Source organism: Methanoregula sp. (assembly GCF_023227875.1).
In the GTDB taxonomy this organism is placed as follows: Archaea; Halobacteriota; Methanomicrobia; order Methanomicrobiales; family Methanospirillaceae; genus Methanoregula.
In genome coordinates, this window is sequence record NZ_JALOCH010000002.1 from 251,056 (window position 1) to 267,845 (window position 16,790).

At 57.2% G+C, this 16,790-nt stretch carries 22 protein-coding genes; 14 read left to right on the forward strand and 8 right to left on the reverse strand.

Annotated features, from left to right (window positions below; all coding sequences use genetic code 11):
* Position 1: 1 nt before the first annotated feature.
* Genes hpt through M0R30_RS03635 form a run of 5 tightly spaced genes read left to right on the forward strand, consistent with a single transcriptional unit; the run spans position 2 to position 3,507 of the window.
* Positions 2 to 550 (forward strand): hypoxanthine/guanine phosphoribosyltransferase, encoded by a 549-nt coding sequence (gene hpt, locus M0R30_RS03615; RefSeq protein ID WP_292543429.1) that lies wholly within the window; start codon positions 2 to 4, stop codon positions 548 to 550.
* A complete protein-coding gene (dph2, locus tag M0R30_RS03620; protein ID WP_292543431.1) occupies positions 528 to 1,475 on the forward strand; it encodes a diphthamide biosynthesis enzyme Dph2 in 948 nt (315 codons plus the stop codon). The genes hpt and dph2 overlap by 23 nt, the downstream gene beginning before the upstream one ends.
* Positions 1,472 to 2,086: an METTL5 family protein gene (locus M0R30_RS03625; protein WP_292543434.1), complete on the forward strand. Its 615-nt coding sequence runs from the start codon at positions 1,472 to 1,474 to the stop codon at positions 2,084 to 2,086. The genes dph2 and M0R30_RS03625 overlap by 4 nt, the downstream gene beginning before the upstream one ends.
* 50 nt (positions 2,087 to 2,136) lie before the next feature.
* Complete coding sequence (locus tag M0R30_RS03630) at positions 2,137 to 3,276, forward strand: MFS transporter (protein WP_366513096.1); 1,140 nt, start codon at positions 2,137 to 2,139, stop codon at positions 3,274 to 3,276.
* Positions 3,277 to 3,327: 51 nt separating this feature from the next.
* Entirely contained in the window at positions 3,328 to 3,507 is a 180-nt protein-coding gene (locus M0R30_RS03635; RefSeq protein WP_292543437.1) for a hypothetical protein, read from the forward strand.
* 32 nt (positions 3,508 to 3,539) lie between these two features.
* Here M0R30_RS03635 and M0R30_RS03640 read toward each other — a convergent pair whose 3' ends face one another.
* The 6 genes from M0R30_RS03640 to M0R30_RS03665 form a co-directional block, all read right to left on the reverse strand.
* The gene (locus tag M0R30_RS03640) at positions 3,540 to 4,286 is read right to left on the reverse strand and encodes a TylF/MycF/NovP-related O-methyltransferase (protein WP_292543440.1); all 747 of its coding nucleotides are present in this window, start codon (positions 4,284 to 4,286) and stop codon (positions 3,540 to 3,542) included.
* 80 nt (positions 4,287 to 4,366) lie between these two features.
* Positions 4,367 to 4,831: a hypothetical protein gene (locus tag M0R30_RS03645; RefSeq protein ID WP_292543444.1), complete on the reverse strand. Its 465-nt coding sequence runs from the start codon at positions 4,829 to 4,831 to the stop codon at positions 4,367 to 4,369.
* Positions 4,832 to 4,887: 56 nt separating this feature from the next.
* Positions 4,888 to 5,070, reverse strand: coding sequence for a hypothetical protein (locus M0R30_RS03650; protein WP_292543447.1), 183 nt, complete (start codon positions 5,068 to 5,070; stop codon positions 4,888 to 4,890).
* Positions 5,071 to 5,155: 85 nt separating this feature from the next.
* Complete coding sequence (locus M0R30_RS03655; RefSeq protein ID WP_292543449.1) at positions 5,156 to 5,998, reverse strand: DUF6159 family protein; 843 nt, start codon at positions 5,996 to 5,998, stop codon at positions 5,156 to 5,158.
* An 84-nt stretch (positions 5,999 to 6,082) separates the two neighbouring features.
* Positions 6,083 to 6,712 (reverse strand): hypothetical protein, encoded by a 630-nt coding sequence (locus tag M0R30_RS03660; protein ID WP_292543452.1) that lies wholly within the window; start codon positions 6,710 to 6,712, stop codon positions 6,083 to 6,085.
* Between the two features lie 78 nt (positions 6,713 to 6,790).
* Complete coding sequence (locus tag M0R30_RS03665; RefSeq protein ID WP_292543455.1) at positions 6,791 to 7,696, reverse strand: alpha/beta hydrolase; 906 nt, start codon at positions 7,694 to 7,696, stop codon at positions 6,791 to 6,793.
* Positions 7,697 to 7,819: 123 nt separating this feature from the next.
* Between M0R30_RS03665 and M0R30_RS03670 the strand changes: the two genes are divergently transcribed.
* Together M0R30_RS03670 and M0R30_RS03675 are read left to right on the forward strand one after the other, a co-directional pair.
* The gene (locus M0R30_RS03670; protein ID WP_292543458.1) at positions 7,820 to 9,100 is read left to right on the forward strand and encodes an MFS transporter; all 1,281 of its coding nucleotides are present in this window, start codon (positions 7,820 to 7,822) and stop codon (positions 9,098 to 9,100) included.
* Between the two features lie 219 nt (positions 9,101 to 9,319).
* Positions 9,320 to 9,916 (forward strand): hypothetical protein, encoded by a 597-nt coding sequence (locus M0R30_RS03675; protein ID WP_292543460.1) that lies wholly within the window; start codon positions 9,320 to 9,322, stop codon positions 9,914 to 9,916.
* Positions 9,917 to 10,001: 85 nt separating this feature from the next.
* Here M0R30_RS03675 and M0R30_RS03680 read toward each other — a convergent pair whose 3' ends face one another.
* The gene (locus M0R30_RS03680; RefSeq protein WP_292543463.1) at positions 10,002 to 10,409 is read right to left on the reverse strand and encodes a hypothetical protein; all 408 of its coding nucleotides are present in this window, start codon (positions 10,407 to 10,409) and stop codon (positions 10,002 to 10,004) included.
* Positions 10,410 to 10,460: 51 nt separating this feature from the next.
* Complete coding sequence (locus M0R30_RS03685; RefSeq protein WP_292543466.1) at positions 10,461 to 11,159, reverse strand: dihydrofolate reductase family protein; 699 nt, start codon at positions 11,157 to 11,159, stop codon at positions 10,461 to 10,463.
* Between the two features lie 253 nt (positions 11,160 to 11,412).
* Between M0R30_RS03685 and M0R30_RS03690 the strand changes: the two genes are divergently transcribed.
* The 7 genes from M0R30_RS03690 (at position 11,413) to M0R30_RS03720 (ending at position 16,742) form a co-directional block, all read left to right on the forward strand.
* Positions 11,413 to 12,399, forward strand: a complete 987-nt coding sequence (locus M0R30_RS03690) for a hypothetical protein (RefSeq protein ID WP_292543468.1) — start codon at positions 11,413 to 11,415, stop codon at positions 12,397 to 12,399.
* Between the two features lie 74 nt (positions 12,400 to 12,473).
* The gene (locus tag M0R30_RS03695) at positions 12,474 to 12,920 is read left to right on the forward strand and encodes a hypothetical protein (RefSeq protein ID WP_292543471.1); all 447 of its coding nucleotides are present in this window, start codon (positions 12,474 to 12,476) and stop codon (positions 12,918 to 12,920) included.
* Positions 12,920 to 13,558: a hypothetical protein gene (locus M0R30_RS03700; RefSeq protein WP_292543473.1), complete on the forward strand. Its 639-nt coding sequence runs from the start codon at positions 12,920 to 12,922 to the stop codon at positions 13,556 to 13,558. The genes M0R30_RS03695 and M0R30_RS03700 overlap by 1 nt, the downstream gene beginning before the upstream one ends.
* Positions 13,555 to 13,866, forward strand: a complete 312-nt coding sequence (locus M0R30_RS03705) for a hypothetical protein (RefSeq protein ID WP_292543475.1) — start codon at positions 13,555 to 13,557, stop codon at positions 13,864 to 13,866. The genes M0R30_RS03700 and M0R30_RS03705 overlap by 4 nt, the downstream gene beginning before the upstream one ends.
* Position 13,867: 1 nt before the next feature.
* Positions 13,868 to 14,674 (forward strand): SdpI family protein, encoded by an 807-nt coding sequence (locus M0R30_RS03710; RefSeq protein WP_292543477.1) that lies wholly within the window; start codon positions 13,868 to 13,870, stop codon positions 14,672 to 14,674.
* Positions 14,659 to 15,663, forward strand: a complete 1,005-nt coding sequence (locus M0R30_RS03715; protein WP_292543479.1) for a DUF6159 family protein — start codon at positions 14,659 to 14,661, stop codon at positions 15,661 to 15,663. The genes M0R30_RS03710 and M0R30_RS03715 overlap by 16 nt, the downstream gene beginning before the upstream one ends.
* Positions 15,660 to 16,742: a hypothetical protein gene (locus M0R30_RS03720; RefSeq protein ID WP_292543481.1), complete on the forward strand. Its 1,083-nt coding sequence runs from the start codon at positions 15,660 to 15,662 to the stop codon at positions 16,740 to 16,742. The genes M0R30_RS03715 and M0R30_RS03720 overlap by 4 nt, the downstream gene beginning before the upstream one ends.
* Positions 16,743 to 16,790 lie beyond the last annotated feature (48 nt).

Here is a 16,790-nt window from a genome sequence, read left to right on the forward strand (position 1 = left end):
CATGCTTGACAGACTGGTAGAATCTCTTGAGACCTGCCCCATGGTGAAACGCGGGGATTACAATTACTTCATCCACCCCATCACCGATGGCGTACCGATCGTTGAACCCGCACTTCTCCGCGACGTGGCAGCCGCAATGGTCAGGGTGATGGACTTAAACAACGTGGACAAGATCGTTGTTGTCGAGGCCATGGGCATCCACATCGGCTCCATCCTCTCCACCATGACCGACATCCCGATGACGGTGATGCGCAAGCGGGAATACAAGCTCCCGCACGAGGTCCCGGTTCACCAGACCACCGGTTACTCGAAAGGTGAACTATACCTCAACGGGGTCTACAAGGGCGACCGCGTCGTCATCATCGATGACGTCGTGAGCACGGGCGGGACGATGAAGGCGCTCCTTGCGGCCCTCGAGATCGCCGGCGCAGAGGTCGTGGATGTCTGCATTGCGATCCAGCGGGGCGACCCGGATATCGGCAGGCCCTACAAGTCCCTCGTGAAGATCGAGGTGGATGACCGGGTGCATGTTGTCAAACGCTTCCTCTGACCTTATCAGGCAGCTGGAGGAACGGGGGGCAAAACGTATTGCCCTCCAGTTCCCGGAAGGGCTGAAACGGAAGGCACCGGAGTATACGGAGCGGCTCAGGAAGGCCGGCTTCGAGGTCATCGTGAGCGGCGATCCCTGTTACGGGGCCTGCGACCTCGCACTCGATACCCTCCTCGATACAGATGTGCTTGTCCATGTCGGGCATGCCCCGGTCGATGACCGGCCGAATGTCATCTACCTCCCGTATACGATCGGTTTTTCTATGCCCGTGCTGGATGTGGCACTCCCGCTTATTGAGGGAAAAACAACAGGGCTGGTCACCACGGTCCAGCACGTCCACCTCGTCCCGGAGATGGAAACATACCTGCGCTCGAAGGGCGTTGACATCAGGGTTGCCGATGGCCGGGGAAGGACCCCGCTCCGGGGGCAGGTGCTCGGGTGTTGTTTCACCGCGGCAAGGAACACGCAGGCCGACCTGGTCCTGTTCGTGGGCACGGGTCTTTTCCACCCGGTCGGGATCGCCCTGACCACGCGGAAACGTGTCATTGCGCTCGACCCGCTCACCGGCGCAGCGCAGGAAGTGAGCGGCGATACCCTCCTGCGACGGCGTTTTGCAGTGATCGAGAAAGCCCGGGGGGCAAAGAGCGTGGGGATCATCGTCAGCACCAAGAGCGGGCAGCGGCGGATGGACCTTGCCCGGCGCCTTGCCGGTCTCTCCCCCACCGCCGTGATCGTGACCATGCAGGAGGCGAGCCCGGACGAACTGCTGAACCTCGGGTTTGGCTGTTATGTGAATACCGCCTGCCCCCGCCTCGCGTACGATGACCAGGTCCGGTTCCCTGTCCCGGTACTGTCACCGCAGGAGTTCGAGATCCTCTGCGGCGCCCGGACCTGGGACGAGTACGAGATCGACGAGATCCCATGAAATTAAAACAGCTTGAGATGGCCCTCCAGCGCCTTGCCGGTTTCTCCCGGCCGCAGGCAGCGCTCGAACAGTACCAGACCCCGGCACCCCTTGCAGCCCGGCTGCTGTACCATGCCCTGATGAAGGGGGACATTGAGGGGAAAACCGTCTGTGACCTCGGGTGCGGGACCGGCATTCTGGCAATCGGCGCCTCGCTTCTTGGGGCTGCATCGGTTACCGGCGTGGATATCGATGAGGGGGCGCTTGCCGTTGCCCGGGAGAATGCAGCGCTCCTCGATGCAGAAGTCACGTTCACTGCGTCGGATCTGCGGGAACGAAGATGCCAGGAACGTATCGGTGCCTGCGACACGGCGATCATGAACCCGCCGTTCGGGGCGCAGAAGGCCCATGCGGACCGGCCGTTCATCGACTGCGCCCTTGCGGTTGCAGGAGTCACCTACAGTATATTTAATGCGGGATCCATCCCATTTGTTGAAGCCTACACTGCAGGAAAGGCAGAGATCACCGAGAAGATCGGCGGGGCATTCTTAATAAAGCGCACCTTTGCCTTCCATACAAAAGACGTGCAGGAGATCGAGGTCGAGATCCTACGGCTGAAACGAATACCATAACAGAACCAGGGAGTGTAAAGAAGACCATCACCGGGCTCGCCGCGGCCCACATGGTCACCGACATCTACATGCCGGTGCTGCCAGCGATCCTGCCGCTGTTGATCCTGAACAACGGCTACTCGTACCTTGCCGCAGGGCTGCTCGTCACGGCCTACAACGTCACCTCTTCGTTCACCCAGCCGGTGGTCGGGTGGCTCTCCGACACAAAGGGCCTCACGGTCAGCGTGACGGTCAGTCTCTTCGTCAGCGCGGTCTTTGTCGCCCTCATGGGTGTTGCAAAGGACTATTACCTGATCATGGCCTTTGCCGTCATCGCGGCCCTTGGCCATGCCTGCTTCCACCCTACCGCACTCAGTCTCGTCAGCCGGCTCTGCACGGACGCGGACCGGGGCCGGATCACGTCATACTTCGTGGTCGGGGGAAACCTCGGCTACGCGATCGGCCCGGTGCTTGCCGGGGTGCTTGTCTGGTCGCTGGGCCTCCCGGGACTCCTGCTCCTCATCATTCCCGCGGTGGTCATGGTCTTCGCTCTCAGGCACCTCCTCCCGGGAGGTATTGCCGGGGCCTGCGAGCTGCATGCAAAACCTGCACTGGCACCAGCGGAAGCCCGGTCATTGAAGCCGTTTACAATCCTGATGACCGCATCGATCCTGCGGGCATGGGGAGTCTTTGCCGCCATCACGTTCCTCCCGATGTACCTCGTCACGCAGGGATACGACCTCGTGTACGCAAGTGCCGTCATGACCCTGATGCTCCTTGCCGGGGTTGCCGGGCAGGTTGCCGGGGGCCGCATCTCCGACAGGATCGGGAGGAAGGAGTTCATGGTCTTCGGCCTCGTCGGGGCGATCCCGTGTTTTTACCTGTTCTTTGCCACCACGGGAGTGCTCTCGGTCCTCGCGGTCCTCCTTTTCGGGTTCTTCCTCTGGTCAACCTTTGCCGTGGCGGTCGCCATGTCCCATGAGCTCCTCCCGGGAAACGTCGGGCTCGCTTCCGGCATGATGATGGGCCTTGCGATCGGCTTTGGCGGCCTCGGGGTCGCGGTCAACGGGATGATCGCCGACCACTACTCCCTTGCAGCAGCCCTTGGCACCATCCCCATCCCCATTGCCGCCGCGGTGGTGCTGATGGCCGTGCTGCCCTACCCGTGGAAGACGTTGTTTTGCAGGAACCGGGAAACCGCCATTCAATAAAATGCAACAGGCTTATTATATCCCGGTGAGAACCTGATGTGAGGAAACGAGATGGATAAAGTCGGAGTTATCTCACTGATCGTCGGGCTGGTTCTCTGTGCCCTTGGGGGTTTTGCTATCTGGACATTCCTGCCGGATGTCATCGTCGCAGTCAAGGGACTGATCGGCATCGTCGTGCTGCTCGCCGGCCTGATGCTTGTGGTCTTTGGTATCCTGATATTCAAAGACTGATACAAAACAGGATTAAAATAGAAAACTCTTTTTCAGATTTTAACGACAAGGCACTGGGAGCCGGCGGTCTCCAGCACCGGTTCTGCCTTTCCTTCAAAGAAGTCGTCGAACGCTTTCTTGACACCGGGAGCGGTGATGTAATCGTGGGAGATGATGATGCCGCCCGGGCTTATCCGGGAGTAGAAGAACTCGAGGCACTGCTTCGTGCTCTCGTAACAGTCCACGTCAAGGTTCACGAGCGAGAACTTCGTGTCCTTGACAGGGTCTGACGTACCGGGAAAGATGCCCTTGTAAAAATGGACATTGCTGCCATCCTTGAGGTACTCCCGGACACTGTCATAGGACGCAGCGAATTTCCCCTCGTAAAACGGCCAGACCATATCGATCTCTTCGACCTTCGGCAGGCCTTCGAATGTATCGAAGAGGTGGAGGGCCTTGTCGTCCCCCTTTGCCGAACAGATGATCTTGGCAGAACCGCCCTTGTATACCCCGACTTCCGCGATGTCGCCTGGCACTTTCCGGGTGGTCTTCACGGCCATGTAGATATGGTAGGCCTCGATATCCTCGAGCAGGAGTTCGGTCTCTTTCCGGATCTTTTTTAAGTTCTTTGCAAACTCCTTTCTCCGGTCGCACCCGTAATGGGATAACCTGCCCCGGTTCGCGATATCATTACCGATGAACGGATCAAAGAAGACCGCCTTGCGGAACTTGAGGAGATACCTGCTGGGGATGACAGAATCAAAAACAGAGTAGAGATTTTTCTTTTGGAGCAGGCTCATGTCTTATTAAGTATGTATTGCTGTCATTTATAAATCGCGATCGCTGGAAAACCCGGACCTGACACCAGCGCCCGGGCCGGCTATTTTTTGGTGAGCGGCACTTCCTGCAGTCCGGGCTGTGGCGACTCGGTACTCATATCCAGCTCGTCAAGGAACGGCATCAGGCAGGTGACATACGGTTCGGAGGCGGTACCGGTGCCCGAGGGGGTCTGCCCGACCTGCACGATCCCGACCATCAGCGGGAACTCCTCCATGGTCTGTTCGAACGAGGGGTCGTTCTCCTGCGTGAACCGGAGGAAACTCTCCACCAGGATCACCGGGCGCTCGTACTCGGGAATGCCGGAGAGCTCGGCAAGGACGGATTCAAGAGGCCGTGTACGGGCCAGGTCCTCCTCGAAGAAGATCCAGATCGCAACACCGTAGTTATCCGCTATCGTCCCAAGTTTCCGGATATCAACCGATGTCCCGGGTATAATACCGAGGCGCCCGAGTTTTTCAACAGGAGTCGTGCCGGGCACGGCGGCCCATGCGGCTGGTTTCAGCATACAGATAAAAGGACGGCAGGACGGGTAAATATAACGATACGAATAAAGGGGGGGAATCACTCTCGCCCGAACTTGTTCAGGAGGGTAAATCCAACACCGAAGAAGAGGACTGCGGCCACAGGCCAGACGGACCAGGTGATCTTGCCGTTGGAGTAGAAATCCATTCCAAGAAAGAAAGCACAGATCATCACCGCAACGGCGATACTATACCACCATTTCGGCTGACCCTTTGCACCCATTGCATCTCTCATCATACTCATAGTATCACAAACATGTACTGCATGATATCGGAAAAAGGCAGCGGAGGGGATCACTGCCTGCTCTTCAGATGTTTTCCTTGAGATTACCCTGCTTTGGCTGGAATGCGTTCTTTATCAGGCCCGGGTTGAACGCGGTCGGCACAGTACCGGTCTTTGCATACGTGTAGAGCGCAGTCACGAAGATGCCCTGCATGGCCGAGTACACTACCGCGAGGACCACGACAAGGAGGAGGAATAACGCGAGCGCAGCCATGAAGACCGTGGAACTCCCCAGCATCAGGGTGGCAAACACGCAGATGGCCGCGATGACGCCAATGATTACAAAGACAATTGCCATCGAAGCAGACCCGACGATACTTTCGCCCCAGGTCTTTTTGATCAGGTTCACGGACTCCTTGAGGGAGTCTATAACACCCTTGTCTTCTAGTACCAGGACCGGCACGACAAAGTAGGTGACCAGGCTCCAGGCGCCCCCGATGACCGCGAGCACGATGTCGCCGATGAATCCTGCACGCTCTTCAAGAAGGTTTGAGATCAGCCCGACAGTTGCAGCAATGATTGACCATCCGATGATCGAGGGAAGATGGTTTGCCGCATTGGAGAGTCCTTCGCCCACTGTCATCGACTTCCCGTTCAGTCTCGCGTTCACGCACGAGATCAGGGCCGTGTTGAAGAAGATCACGACAAAATAACTCGCCACGTAGAAGAGGAACAGGAACACGAGGGAAATGAGGTTGCCCGATGATGCGAACCCTCCCGTGAGGAGGAGTGGGATGATAAACGTGAGGACAACAAGAATAGTGACGATACCGGAGAGGACCGGGAACGCGAGCAGTCTCTTATCTGCCATGAGTATGTCCCAGCTCGTCTTCATGAGCGCAAGACTCCTGCCAATACTTTCAAACATAGATCACCGTGGTGAGCGGTGCGAGATGAAGATTACGCGATATTCAGGTAAAATAGAGGATTTTTTTTAGACCAGTACGGGCAATTATTGCCTGCGGCGCATCCATACAAGGCCGGCCATGCTGCACCCGAGGATTCCAGGCACTAAGGAAAAACCGGGCGATTTCGTGACCGGCGGGGAAGTTGTTACAAGCGGAGGGATATGGGTGGGGGCTTCCGATACAGATGAGGGTATGGTCGCCCCGGTCACCGGCTGGGTGATGACGATCTGGCTTCCCGGCACTACACTTCCGGCATTATCGAGCTCCACCAGCTGCAGGACGGTCACGGAACCTGTTGCAGATGAAGGGACCGTGCCGCTGACGGTGACAGTAAACCGAACGTCGCGGTTGACGGAATAGGAGAGGATCTCGCCGTTGATGAACGCAGCAGAGCCGGACGCGGTCTGCAGGGCCGCATTGTTGCCGTCAAGGATCACCTGGATAGTCCACAGGGCATCCACAAGACCGGTCTGCATCTGGAGCTCGTGGTCCTTGGGAAACGTCGTGCCGCTGGGGATTACAAACGTGGCCACGACCTGCTGCTGTCCCCCGGGCACAAGGGGGGGATTCGGGGTGAATGACTCGCTGGCAAGGATGGGACTCGCGGCACACGGAAGTACGATGAGCAGGAGCAGTATGCACCCGCACAACAGGGAACAAATCATCGGTTTCATGGAGTATCGTCAGAAGAGAGTTTACTTAACGGTTGATAGAGGTGTCGGTCCTGCCTGCCACACAGAGGACGAGCCGGTTCAGCGGCCCTGCACGTTCCGCATGAACGTCCCGGCGTGGTCGATGGCTTCCTGCCCCTCGTCAAGCTGGCCGGCAAACATCTGCCAGTCATGGAACATCCCTTCCCAGATCTCGACCTGGACCGGGACACCGGTCCACCGGGCTTTTTCGACGAACGAGCCGATATCGGAAAGGAGGAGCTCGTGCGTACCCACCTGGATATAGAGACGGGGGAGGGATTTAAGTGTCCCGTTGACCGGGGATGCGAACGGTTCGGACGGCTTATGGCTGCCCAGGTACGTTGTCCGTATGGACTGGAGGAGCCGGAGTGTGAGCCAGTCCCGGTGCTCGTTCTTTATCACCGACTCCCCGGGGAACAACATGTCGGTCACCGGGGACATGCAGACCGCGGCCGGGGGAAGGGTATATCGCTGGGCAGACAGGGAGAGCAGGGACGCGATTACGAGGTTCCCCCCCACAGAGATGCCCGTCGGGATGATCCGGTGGGGCAGGTATCCCTTTTTCTGGAGGTACCAGTACGCGGCAATGGCATCCTCCACCGGTGCAGGGAACAGGTGTTCGGGTGCGAGCCGGTAGTCCACCGAGAAGACACGGGCACGGGCGGCACGGGCGAGCCGTATACAGAGGCCGAGGTGGTCATGCGTCGAGCCATGGGTGAATTCCCCCCCATGGAAGAAGAGGACCACATAGCCCGGATCCGATTCAGGAACCGATATCCAGTATCCGGCAAGGTCGTCCCGGATCGGGACCTTTTCCACGGTATGGAGACCTTCCTCAACGATCTCTTCCTGCATGTCTGAAAAAAATGAGGAGGAGTCCTTCCGCACGGCAGCCAGGGGCTTGTTAAAGTCGGGTACATGCGATCTGATGATTGACAGGAGCTCATCCGGTGACTCGCGGATCATTATTCTCTGTGTTAGAGAGGCGGGATAATAAAGTGAGGGGGTGCCAGGCTGCCGGTTCCAGGCACCGGGGACCGTTCCGGTGCAAAACCGAACGCATATCTGGCGAAAAAAGGAGATACGATCATGCATCCCGCTGATGAGCTCGGGGAGCGTACCGTCCGCAAGGTCGGCCGCCGCCTGCTCCCGTTCCTCTTCCTGCTCTATGTCGTCGCGTTCCTCGACCGCGTCAATTTCGGGTACGCGGCCCTCGATATGAACAGCGCCCTCGGCCTCTCCGCAGAGGTCTTCGGGTTCCTCTCCGGGATCTTCTTCATCGGGTACCTGCTCTTCGAGGTCCCGAGCAACATGATCCTCCAGCGGATCGGCGCCCGTATCTGGATCAGCCGGATCATCATCAGCTGGGGGATCGTGGTGATCGTTACCGCGGCAGCAACGGACGCCTTCCAGCTGGCTGCGTTCAGGTTCATCCTCGGCGTGGCAGAAGCAGGGTTCTTCCCCGGCATCATCCTCTATATCACCTGCTGGTTCCGCAAGAAATACCTTGCCAGTGCCGTCGCACTTTTCATGGCGGCGCTCGCCGTCTCAAACATCATCGGTGCGCCGGTCTCGACATGGATCCTCGACAATGTCCAATGGTTCGGTATAGCGGGCTGGCGGTGGCTCTTCATCCTCGAAGGCCTGCCGGCGCTCGTGCTGGGTGTCGTAACCTGGTTCTGGCTTACCGACCGCCCGGAGGATGCTACGTGGCTTGAGCCGGAGGAACGGGACTGGCTTGCCGGTACGATTGCACGGGAGAACGAGGAGGCCGCGGGCACTCACCAGGATTTCTGGTCGGTCATGAAGGACCGGCGGATCTGGCACCTTGCCTGCATCTACTGCACCGTGGTCATCGGGCTGTACGGCCTCGGGTTCTGGATGCCGCAGATCATCCGTTCCATGAGCCCGTCATTCACTAACTTCGAGATCGGGCTCGTCATGGTCATTCCCTATCTCGTCGCACTCTGTACGATGGTTGCGTGGGGCGCCCATTCGGACCGGACGGGAGAACGCATATGGCATGCAGCTATCCCACCCATAGTCGGGGGCATCGCGCTCGCAGGCGCCGGTCTCGTCCCGGTCCCCCTCCTTGCATTTGTCCTGATCATCGTCGCAACGGCCGGCATCTACAGTGAGTTCGGCCCGTTCTGGACACTTCCGGCAGTCTTTCTCGCGGAAGCAGCGGCAGCGATCGGCATCGCGGTGATCAACTCGATCGGGAACCTCGGGGGGTTCATCGGCCCGTCCATGGTCGGGTATCTTACCAAGGTTACCGGAACGACGGATGCCGGGCTGGTCGCTGCGGGTGCCTGCCTCGTGCTCTGCGGATTGCTGACGCTTGCAGTCCGCCCGGAAGGGCGGAAGTGATCACCCGGGCATTCCATCACCGCTAATTGAGTTCATCCCGGTGTCGCAGGATCATGGTGGAAAACGAGCAATACAATTGTCCAAACGCCTTTCCGTTCGAGGATTCATTAGTTTTAAAAAAGATTAGGATAATATACCGCTAGGATCATTTCACGTGAATCCAGCATGAGACAGAGGCCTGGATGCCGGGTATGATCTGACCAAAGGAGAGGAAATGTCATGAAGTGTTCACGTATCAGTATCATTGCAGTCATGCTCGTGGTGATCGCCGTTGCGATTGCCGGGTGCACGGGGAGCAGCCAGCCATCATCATCCCCCGGCACTGCCGCACCGGGCAGTGCTGGTCCTGCCGCCACAGCTGCCGCAGGAAGCAGTGCGGGCCCGGGAACGGTCAGCGGGGCAGACCTGCTGGGCGGCCTGACCTATGAATGGGCAGAGTATAAGATTACCAGTAATGCCGGCGGGGAAAAAGTCACGATGTTCTTCAAGTACAACCAGAAGACCGGCAGGTGCACCATGCGTATCGAAGGAATGGAGGATACCACGGGCCTGCTTTCCGACCTTGACTGCAGTTCGACCGATACCTCAGGCGGGAGTGCCAGCGATCCCAATGATATCGGTTCCGATGTCAAGCTGACCAAGGTGAGCACGGAGACCGTGACCGTCCCGGCAGGCACCTTTGTTACCGACAAGTATTCCACCACCGCCAACGGGGTTACGGCAACCTACTGGTTTGCTGCAGGCAAGCCATTGCTCAAGATGGAAGGTGGGAGCAGCGAAGGGTCCTATCTCATGGAACTGAACGGCTGGGGATAACACCGTTCATTTTCCTGTTTTTTATTTTTAGTTTATTTCCCCGGCGTGCCGAGGTATTGCTCGTAAAAAAAAGGAATCCTGCCACTCACAGGAAATACCTGAGCACCGTCTGCTGGTACCCGTTGGTGAACGTCCCGATTATGTTCACGCGCGAGGCATCGGATACGCCCCGGTAGGTGAAGCCAATCGTGGAACCGATGGCAGGACTGACGATTGTCCGGTCATCGTATGAACCGGCCCGGTTATCGACACGGATGTAAAGGGACTGCAGGTCTGCTACATCGGGACCGCCATTATAGGTGATATACACGGCGTTCGTTGTCGAATTGACCGTGAAGTTCAGCTCTTTCTCCATAGTTGTCGTGGCAGCGGGGGAAAGGGTTACTTCCGGGGTCGGGAGGATTGTTGTCAATGGTGTGGGTGCAGGCTGGGTGCAGCCACTGGAGATGACAAGTAAGAAGACAACCAGGCAGATCCAATGCAATCGTCTCATGATTGGGATGTGGGGGCGAAAAAGAGATAAATGTTGGGGATTTTGAGGTTTTTACGGACGTTCACGGTTTTTTTGCGCGGTGTACCGGGACCACACGATGCCGTTTGCCAGGACTTTCGTACTCTTGTGCGTGAGGGGGACCTGCAGCCCGGGGATACCGGCATTCAGCGGGTCGCAGAGGGTCGGGGCGGCCTTTCCCCCGGCAATGAACGGGTGGATGAGGACGCTCACCTCGTCCACGAGCCCGGCGTGCAGCAGCACGCTGTTGAGTGTCCCGCCGCTGTCGGCTCGCATGACCTTCACGTTGTGTTGTTCTCGCAATGCCTCCAGTGCAGCCCGCATGTCGATGTGGTCCTCCCCTGCGATGATGACCCCTATCCGCCGCTCCTTCAGGTAATCGAGATACTCCTGCGGGGTAGCTGATGAGCAGAGCGCGAGGACGTCACGCATATAGGGCCACTTCCGGATGGCGTCCCAGCACCGCACCCTCCCCCGGCTGTCCGCGATAACGAGCAGCGGGCGGGGATCGGTTTTGGCATCGGCTGGCGGGGTGAATATCTCCTCATGCTCCGGGGGAACTTCCAGTGACGGGTCCTCCCGAACCGCGGCAAGGACCGTTTCGCTCCCGAAGAGGACCGCGTCAGGGTTCCATTGCGCAGCGAGGGTATAGTACAACTCAAGGTCGGCAGGGAAATTCGTGATGCGTCCGTCAAGGCTCGTGGCCGTGTGGAGGATGACTTTAGGTAACATATCCGGCTCCTGAACAAACGAGGCGCACCGGGGTTATAAAGTAGGGCTGCGCGGGGTGAAACTGGCAATGGTGCCCGCATCGGGATTATTCCACAAAATATATATTGTCAACATTCGAATGTTGACATATACTCCTGACAACCTGCGACAACCAATCCGGGTTCCGGGCACGTACTGTCTTGCAGGAGAAAAAAAGGTTTGGTGAATCATTGTGGAAAAAAAACTGTTTGCTCTTGGAGTATTTTGCCTGTTCATGTTGATTGCTATAGTTCCGGTAGCAGGGTCTTCCGGGGGGAGCCCGGCAGCAGCCGGAGGCGATGCTCCCGTAACCATAACCCCGCTTGTGAATTTAAGATATGGCATTGGTGAGGATACGATAACGTTCTCCGGTACCAACACAGATTCCAATGCTACGTATCTCGTCCTTTCCGGGCCTAACCTGGACAGCAATGGTGTACGGATCGATAAGGACTGGCCGCGCAAGTATCCGGTTACTGACGGCGATGCATCCACGTTCATGGCAGTCAGTGTCGGGCCGGATAACACATGGTCATACACGTGGGATACGCATGATGTTGCCATTGATTCCGGGACATACACGGTCTATGCAGCCAGTACACCCCGGGATAAACCACATATAAACGAGACAAATTTCGCCAGGATATCGTTCCTCATGCTTCCACCGAAAGACAGGGACCTGCCAATGGTAAAAATAGCCCCGCTTGTGAATCTAAAATATTACATAGGGGAGGATACCATCACGTTCTCCGGTATCAATACCGCTTCCAATACTACGTATCTCGTCCTTTCCGGACCCAACCTGGACATAAAAGGTTCACAAATTCAAAAGGATTTGCCGCGTAAGTATCCTGTTACTGACGGCGATGCATCCACGTTCATGGCAACCAGTGTCGGGTCGAATAACACATGGTCATACACGTGGGACACGCATAATGTTGCCATTGATTCCGGGATGTACATTGTCTATGCAGCCAGTTCGCCCCGGGATATCCCTCATATCAACAGCACGCATTTTAACATGATATCGTTCCTCATGCTCCCGCCAAGAGACATGGTCCTGCCGACAGAAACAGTACCCCCATCCAGTGAAAGCGTACCCGTACTGCAGGACCGGGTTGCTGAAACACAGAACCAGTCGGTTGCCGGACAAACCAGGAATACCGGAGATTCTGGTAATCTGCTGGACCAGGCATGGGGTTTCCTGTCAGGAATTTTCTAAAGGAAATCATCTTTTTTTGACTGCACTGCGGGAATTCCAAAAAATATATATTGTCAACATTCAAATGTTGACATATGTTCCTGACAACGGACGACAGGCAGTTTGGGTTCTGGGCATTGCGCCGGAACGGGGAGTCCAACATCGGGATTGCCAACCGCTTCGGCATCTCACGCCAGGCCGTGTCACGGGCACTCCTCCTCATGGACGAGAAGATCGAGAGCACGCTCCGGGAGATGGCACAGGCCAACCAGATCTCGGTTGGGAAGATCAACGCGGAGCGGGGCGTCCTTCTCGGCCGGTCAATCCCGTTCCAGACTGCGGCAATCATCTTCGTGTCGGAGAAACATGGCGTACAGGTCTGGTACGAGCACGACGGCGACTGCGGGACGTGCCAGCGTTACACCGAATGCATCGAACTGCTCTGGGACTATGCAACCGAGCTCGGCGTCCGGATCGAGAAGACCGCTGACCCGACAAAGATGGCCGAGGAATTATTTGCAAAAGTCAAGGCGATGGTCTGATGATCACACGGATTTCAGAGATAATTAATGAGTGGACCGGCTGGTGCCCGAACGGGCATACAATAAATACAAGAAAAAGCGGCGATGCAGACTTCCGCCACGGTGCCAACAATCCGCAGGTAAAAAGTCCCGGGCCTTCGGGGACAGATGGGTCCGACATGCCGTGGGGCGGGAAGTACGAACATACCCAGCGGGGCACACTCCTCATCGGTGCGGGATCCGCCGCCATCATCCTGATCCTGGCAGCTACGTACCTCTTCGGTATCGCATGGGTTGCGATCATTGTACTGGGTATGATGGTTTTTCTGCTCGCGATCATGTCAACGCTGACTGCATCAGTTGGGGACGATACCCTGACGATCCGGTTTGGTCCCGTAGGGCTCATCCGGAAGAGCTGGCAGATATCAGAGATCGTATCGGCAACGACCGTCACCAACCAGTGGATTTATGGATGGGGGATCCGGTGGACACCCCATGGCCTCCTCTATAACGTCTCGGGGAGTCATGCGGTGGAGATCCTGCTGTATTCCGGGAAAAAGGTCCGGATCGGCACCGATGAGCCGGAAGCCCTGAAAACTGCGATAGAAAAGGCAAGAATAGAAATTAAGAATCCTTCACGGAGGATGGGTTATCCATGACAGAGCCCATTTCAAACAAAACAGGGGCATATCTGGGCTGGTGCCCGAACGCACATGCACTGAAGGTTCCCTCACCCGGTGCCCGGGCCGGTACGGAACAAACCGGGATTTCCGATCCGGAACCCCCACAGCCGGGCACATCACTGACAACTCTTGCAGTAGATCACTGGATGACCACAGCAGCACTGGTGATTCTCTTTGCCACGTTCTTTGTCGGCGGGAACATCTGGTGGCCGTTCTTTGTCGGGGCAGTCCTGATCGTCTGCCTTGCATATTGGTACTATCGTCACATCCTGAAGGTGCAGTGACATGGTACAGATTGCCACACTTATCTGGGACGCCATGGGCTGGTGCCCGATGCAGGCTGCCGTCCGCTATCCTCCGAAGGGATCGCAGGGAGAACTTCGCCAGAGAGACAGCGCAGGTGACGGGGGCCCGGTTGCCCGCCGGTCAGCCATGTTCATGCGCCTGTCATGGGGGGTGGTCATCCTCTCGTGGGTGATCGCTTTCCTCGCATTGCCGTATCTCCCGGAGGTCATCCCGGTCCACTGGGGCCTGCACGGAGAGGCAAACGGGTTCGCGGACCGGCTTTCCGGTACATTCGGGCTGCCGGCAGTCATGACGCTCCTCATGGTCCTCCTGCTGGTGCTGCCCCGGTATAACTCCGTGAAGTTCTCGCTTACCGCATTCCAGGACATCTATGCCATCATCATCTTTGCAACCATCGCGATGTTCTTCTGCATTGAGGTCCTCGCGCTCCTGATCGCTGCTGGTGTTGACCTGCCCGTTGTCATTATCATGCCGATGCTCATCGGGGTCCTCTTCATCGTGATGGGAGCCCTGATGCCCCATATCGGGCGGAATACAACGATGGGGATCCGCCTGCCGTGGACACTTGAAAGCGAGGAGGTCTGGAAGAAGACCCACGAGCACGGCGGGCCGGTCTTCGCCGGTGCCGGAGTTCTTGTCGTGCTCGGGAGCCTTGTTACCGGCATGTGGGCAATGGCCCTGATGCTCGTGATCATCCTTGGTGTCACCGTCTATATCGTGGTCTGGTCGTACCGGCTGGCGAAGAAAGAAACGGGAATGGAGAAGAAGCAATGTTTGCAAAACTGAATGAAATTATCCGGCACCACTTCGGCTGGTGCCCGAATGCAGGGACACTCCGCACCGCACCGCCGGGTATCATGACCCCCCCGGTCTCTGTCAATCCGGCACAGCCGGATGGCGGTGCCGGGGGACCGGGACGGCTTGACCGCAGCTTTACCCTGGCAATGGGAAGCATCAGGATCCTCTTTTTGAACAAGCGGCTGCTCTGGTTCTCGTTCCTGACCGGCCTCGTACTGCTGTTCAGCCTCATCACCACGTTTGGTATCCAGGCCCTCTCCGGGATCTCCCCATTAACCGGGAGCGCTCTTGCCACTGTACCTGATACGGCTCTTCTTGTACAGGGATCCCCGATCTGGCTTGCGTTGACCTTTGTGTTCCAGATGGTTGCCATGTTCGGCACGGTATTCCTGCTGGCCGGCCTCGTCACCTGCGTCTCCAGCCTCTTTTCCGGCCAGACTGCAACCCTTGGCGAAGGCCTGTCCCAAGCGAAGAATCACGCGGGGTCCATAGCAGGCTGGGCCGCGATTATGGCAGTTGCAGGCACTTCACAGCAGTTCATCACAGCCCTCTATCTGGGAGACATTTTTCTCGTATTCATTTCCATGGCCCTCATCTGTATCTTTGGATTTATGACGTCATTTGTCATCCCGCTCATGGTTCTCGAAGACAGGAGCCTCGTCGGCGCGGTCATGGGATCATGTTCACTGATCCGGCGGACATGGGCAGAGATCATTCTCTGTCTGTTCGTCCTCTGGCTGTTTGCGTTTGTCATTGCATTCCTCTCCCTTATTCCTGCGATCGCGATCGGGTTCCCGTCAGGCAACACAGGGCTTCTCAGTATCACCGTAGGCCTCTACATGTTTGTCCTGATGGTCCTGATCATGATAGGTACGACACTGATGGGCATCGTGCTCGTCGGCCTGTATAACTATGGAAAGACCGGCCAGCTGCCGGATATGTTTGAAGGAAAGAGGAGGGACGTTGCACCTGTATGACGTTACTACGCGTTTCGGAGATCATTTACGAGTGGACCGGCTGGTGCCCGAACTCACCGGCCCTGCGTACAGCACCGGCGGTCCTCAGGATCCCTCCTGAAACAATGCATGGCGACCGGCCTGAGGGCCGCGGACCCGCCAGCCGTTCCGGCAGTGTCAGGCTTGGGACTCATATTGCTGTCGATAGCCTGAAGACGATGGCCCGGAACCGGTACCTGCTCGGTCTCTCGCTCCTCTCCGGGCTCGCGATGTTCTTCCTGATCGTGGCAAAAATGTGGGATGTCCAGCATTTTCACGACACCCTGCCATTCCTCGTCACCATCTCTTCCGGCAGTACGTCCATCGTATTTGACCCGTGGCTCTTTGTCGTCGAGCTGATCTGCCTGTCATGCTTCATCTTCGTGCTGGCAGATATGGTCCTTCACCGGAACGGGGATCGGGAAAATACCCCTATCATGGTCCATGAGGGATTTTCCGGGACCGTCGCCTATGCCGCTCCACTTGCCCTTCTTTCCAATGGAATGGCGCTGATCGCGACCATTGCATTTGAGATTCTCTACAAGGGCGAGTTTTTCACGGATATGATCGTAGCTAGGATCCTTGCGGTCTTCACGATTCCCAACACCTATCTCCCGTACGGGGACGTTATGGCGTTCTATATCACATACATCCTCCTGTTCATCAACATTATCCTGTTCCTGGCCGCACTCTGGCTGGTACCGGCCATCGTTCTGAAGTTGAAGGCGCGGGTTCCTGATCATGGGGGATCGATGACCCTCATACAGAAGACCTGGCGGGAGGTGCTGGGCTGTATTCTTGTCGGCGGGACAATCGTCATCGGGGTCATTGCCATAGCGTTCGCGGTCAGCCAGTTGCCCTATATGCTCCATTATGAGTATGACGCCACCGCCAGCGGACATCCGCTCATAATGGTCGTCTATTACGGGTTCATCCTTGCCTGCATGGTCCTGATGGCGGCGGGATTTACTGCGGCGGGTGTTGCGGTTGAAGAGCTCAACCGGATCCAGACGAGCAACGAGGTATCCGGTAATACCGATGGAAACCGGGAAAAACAGTAGCATACCCCATGATCCGGACTGCTGATATGATCCGGGGAGGGCTGAGGG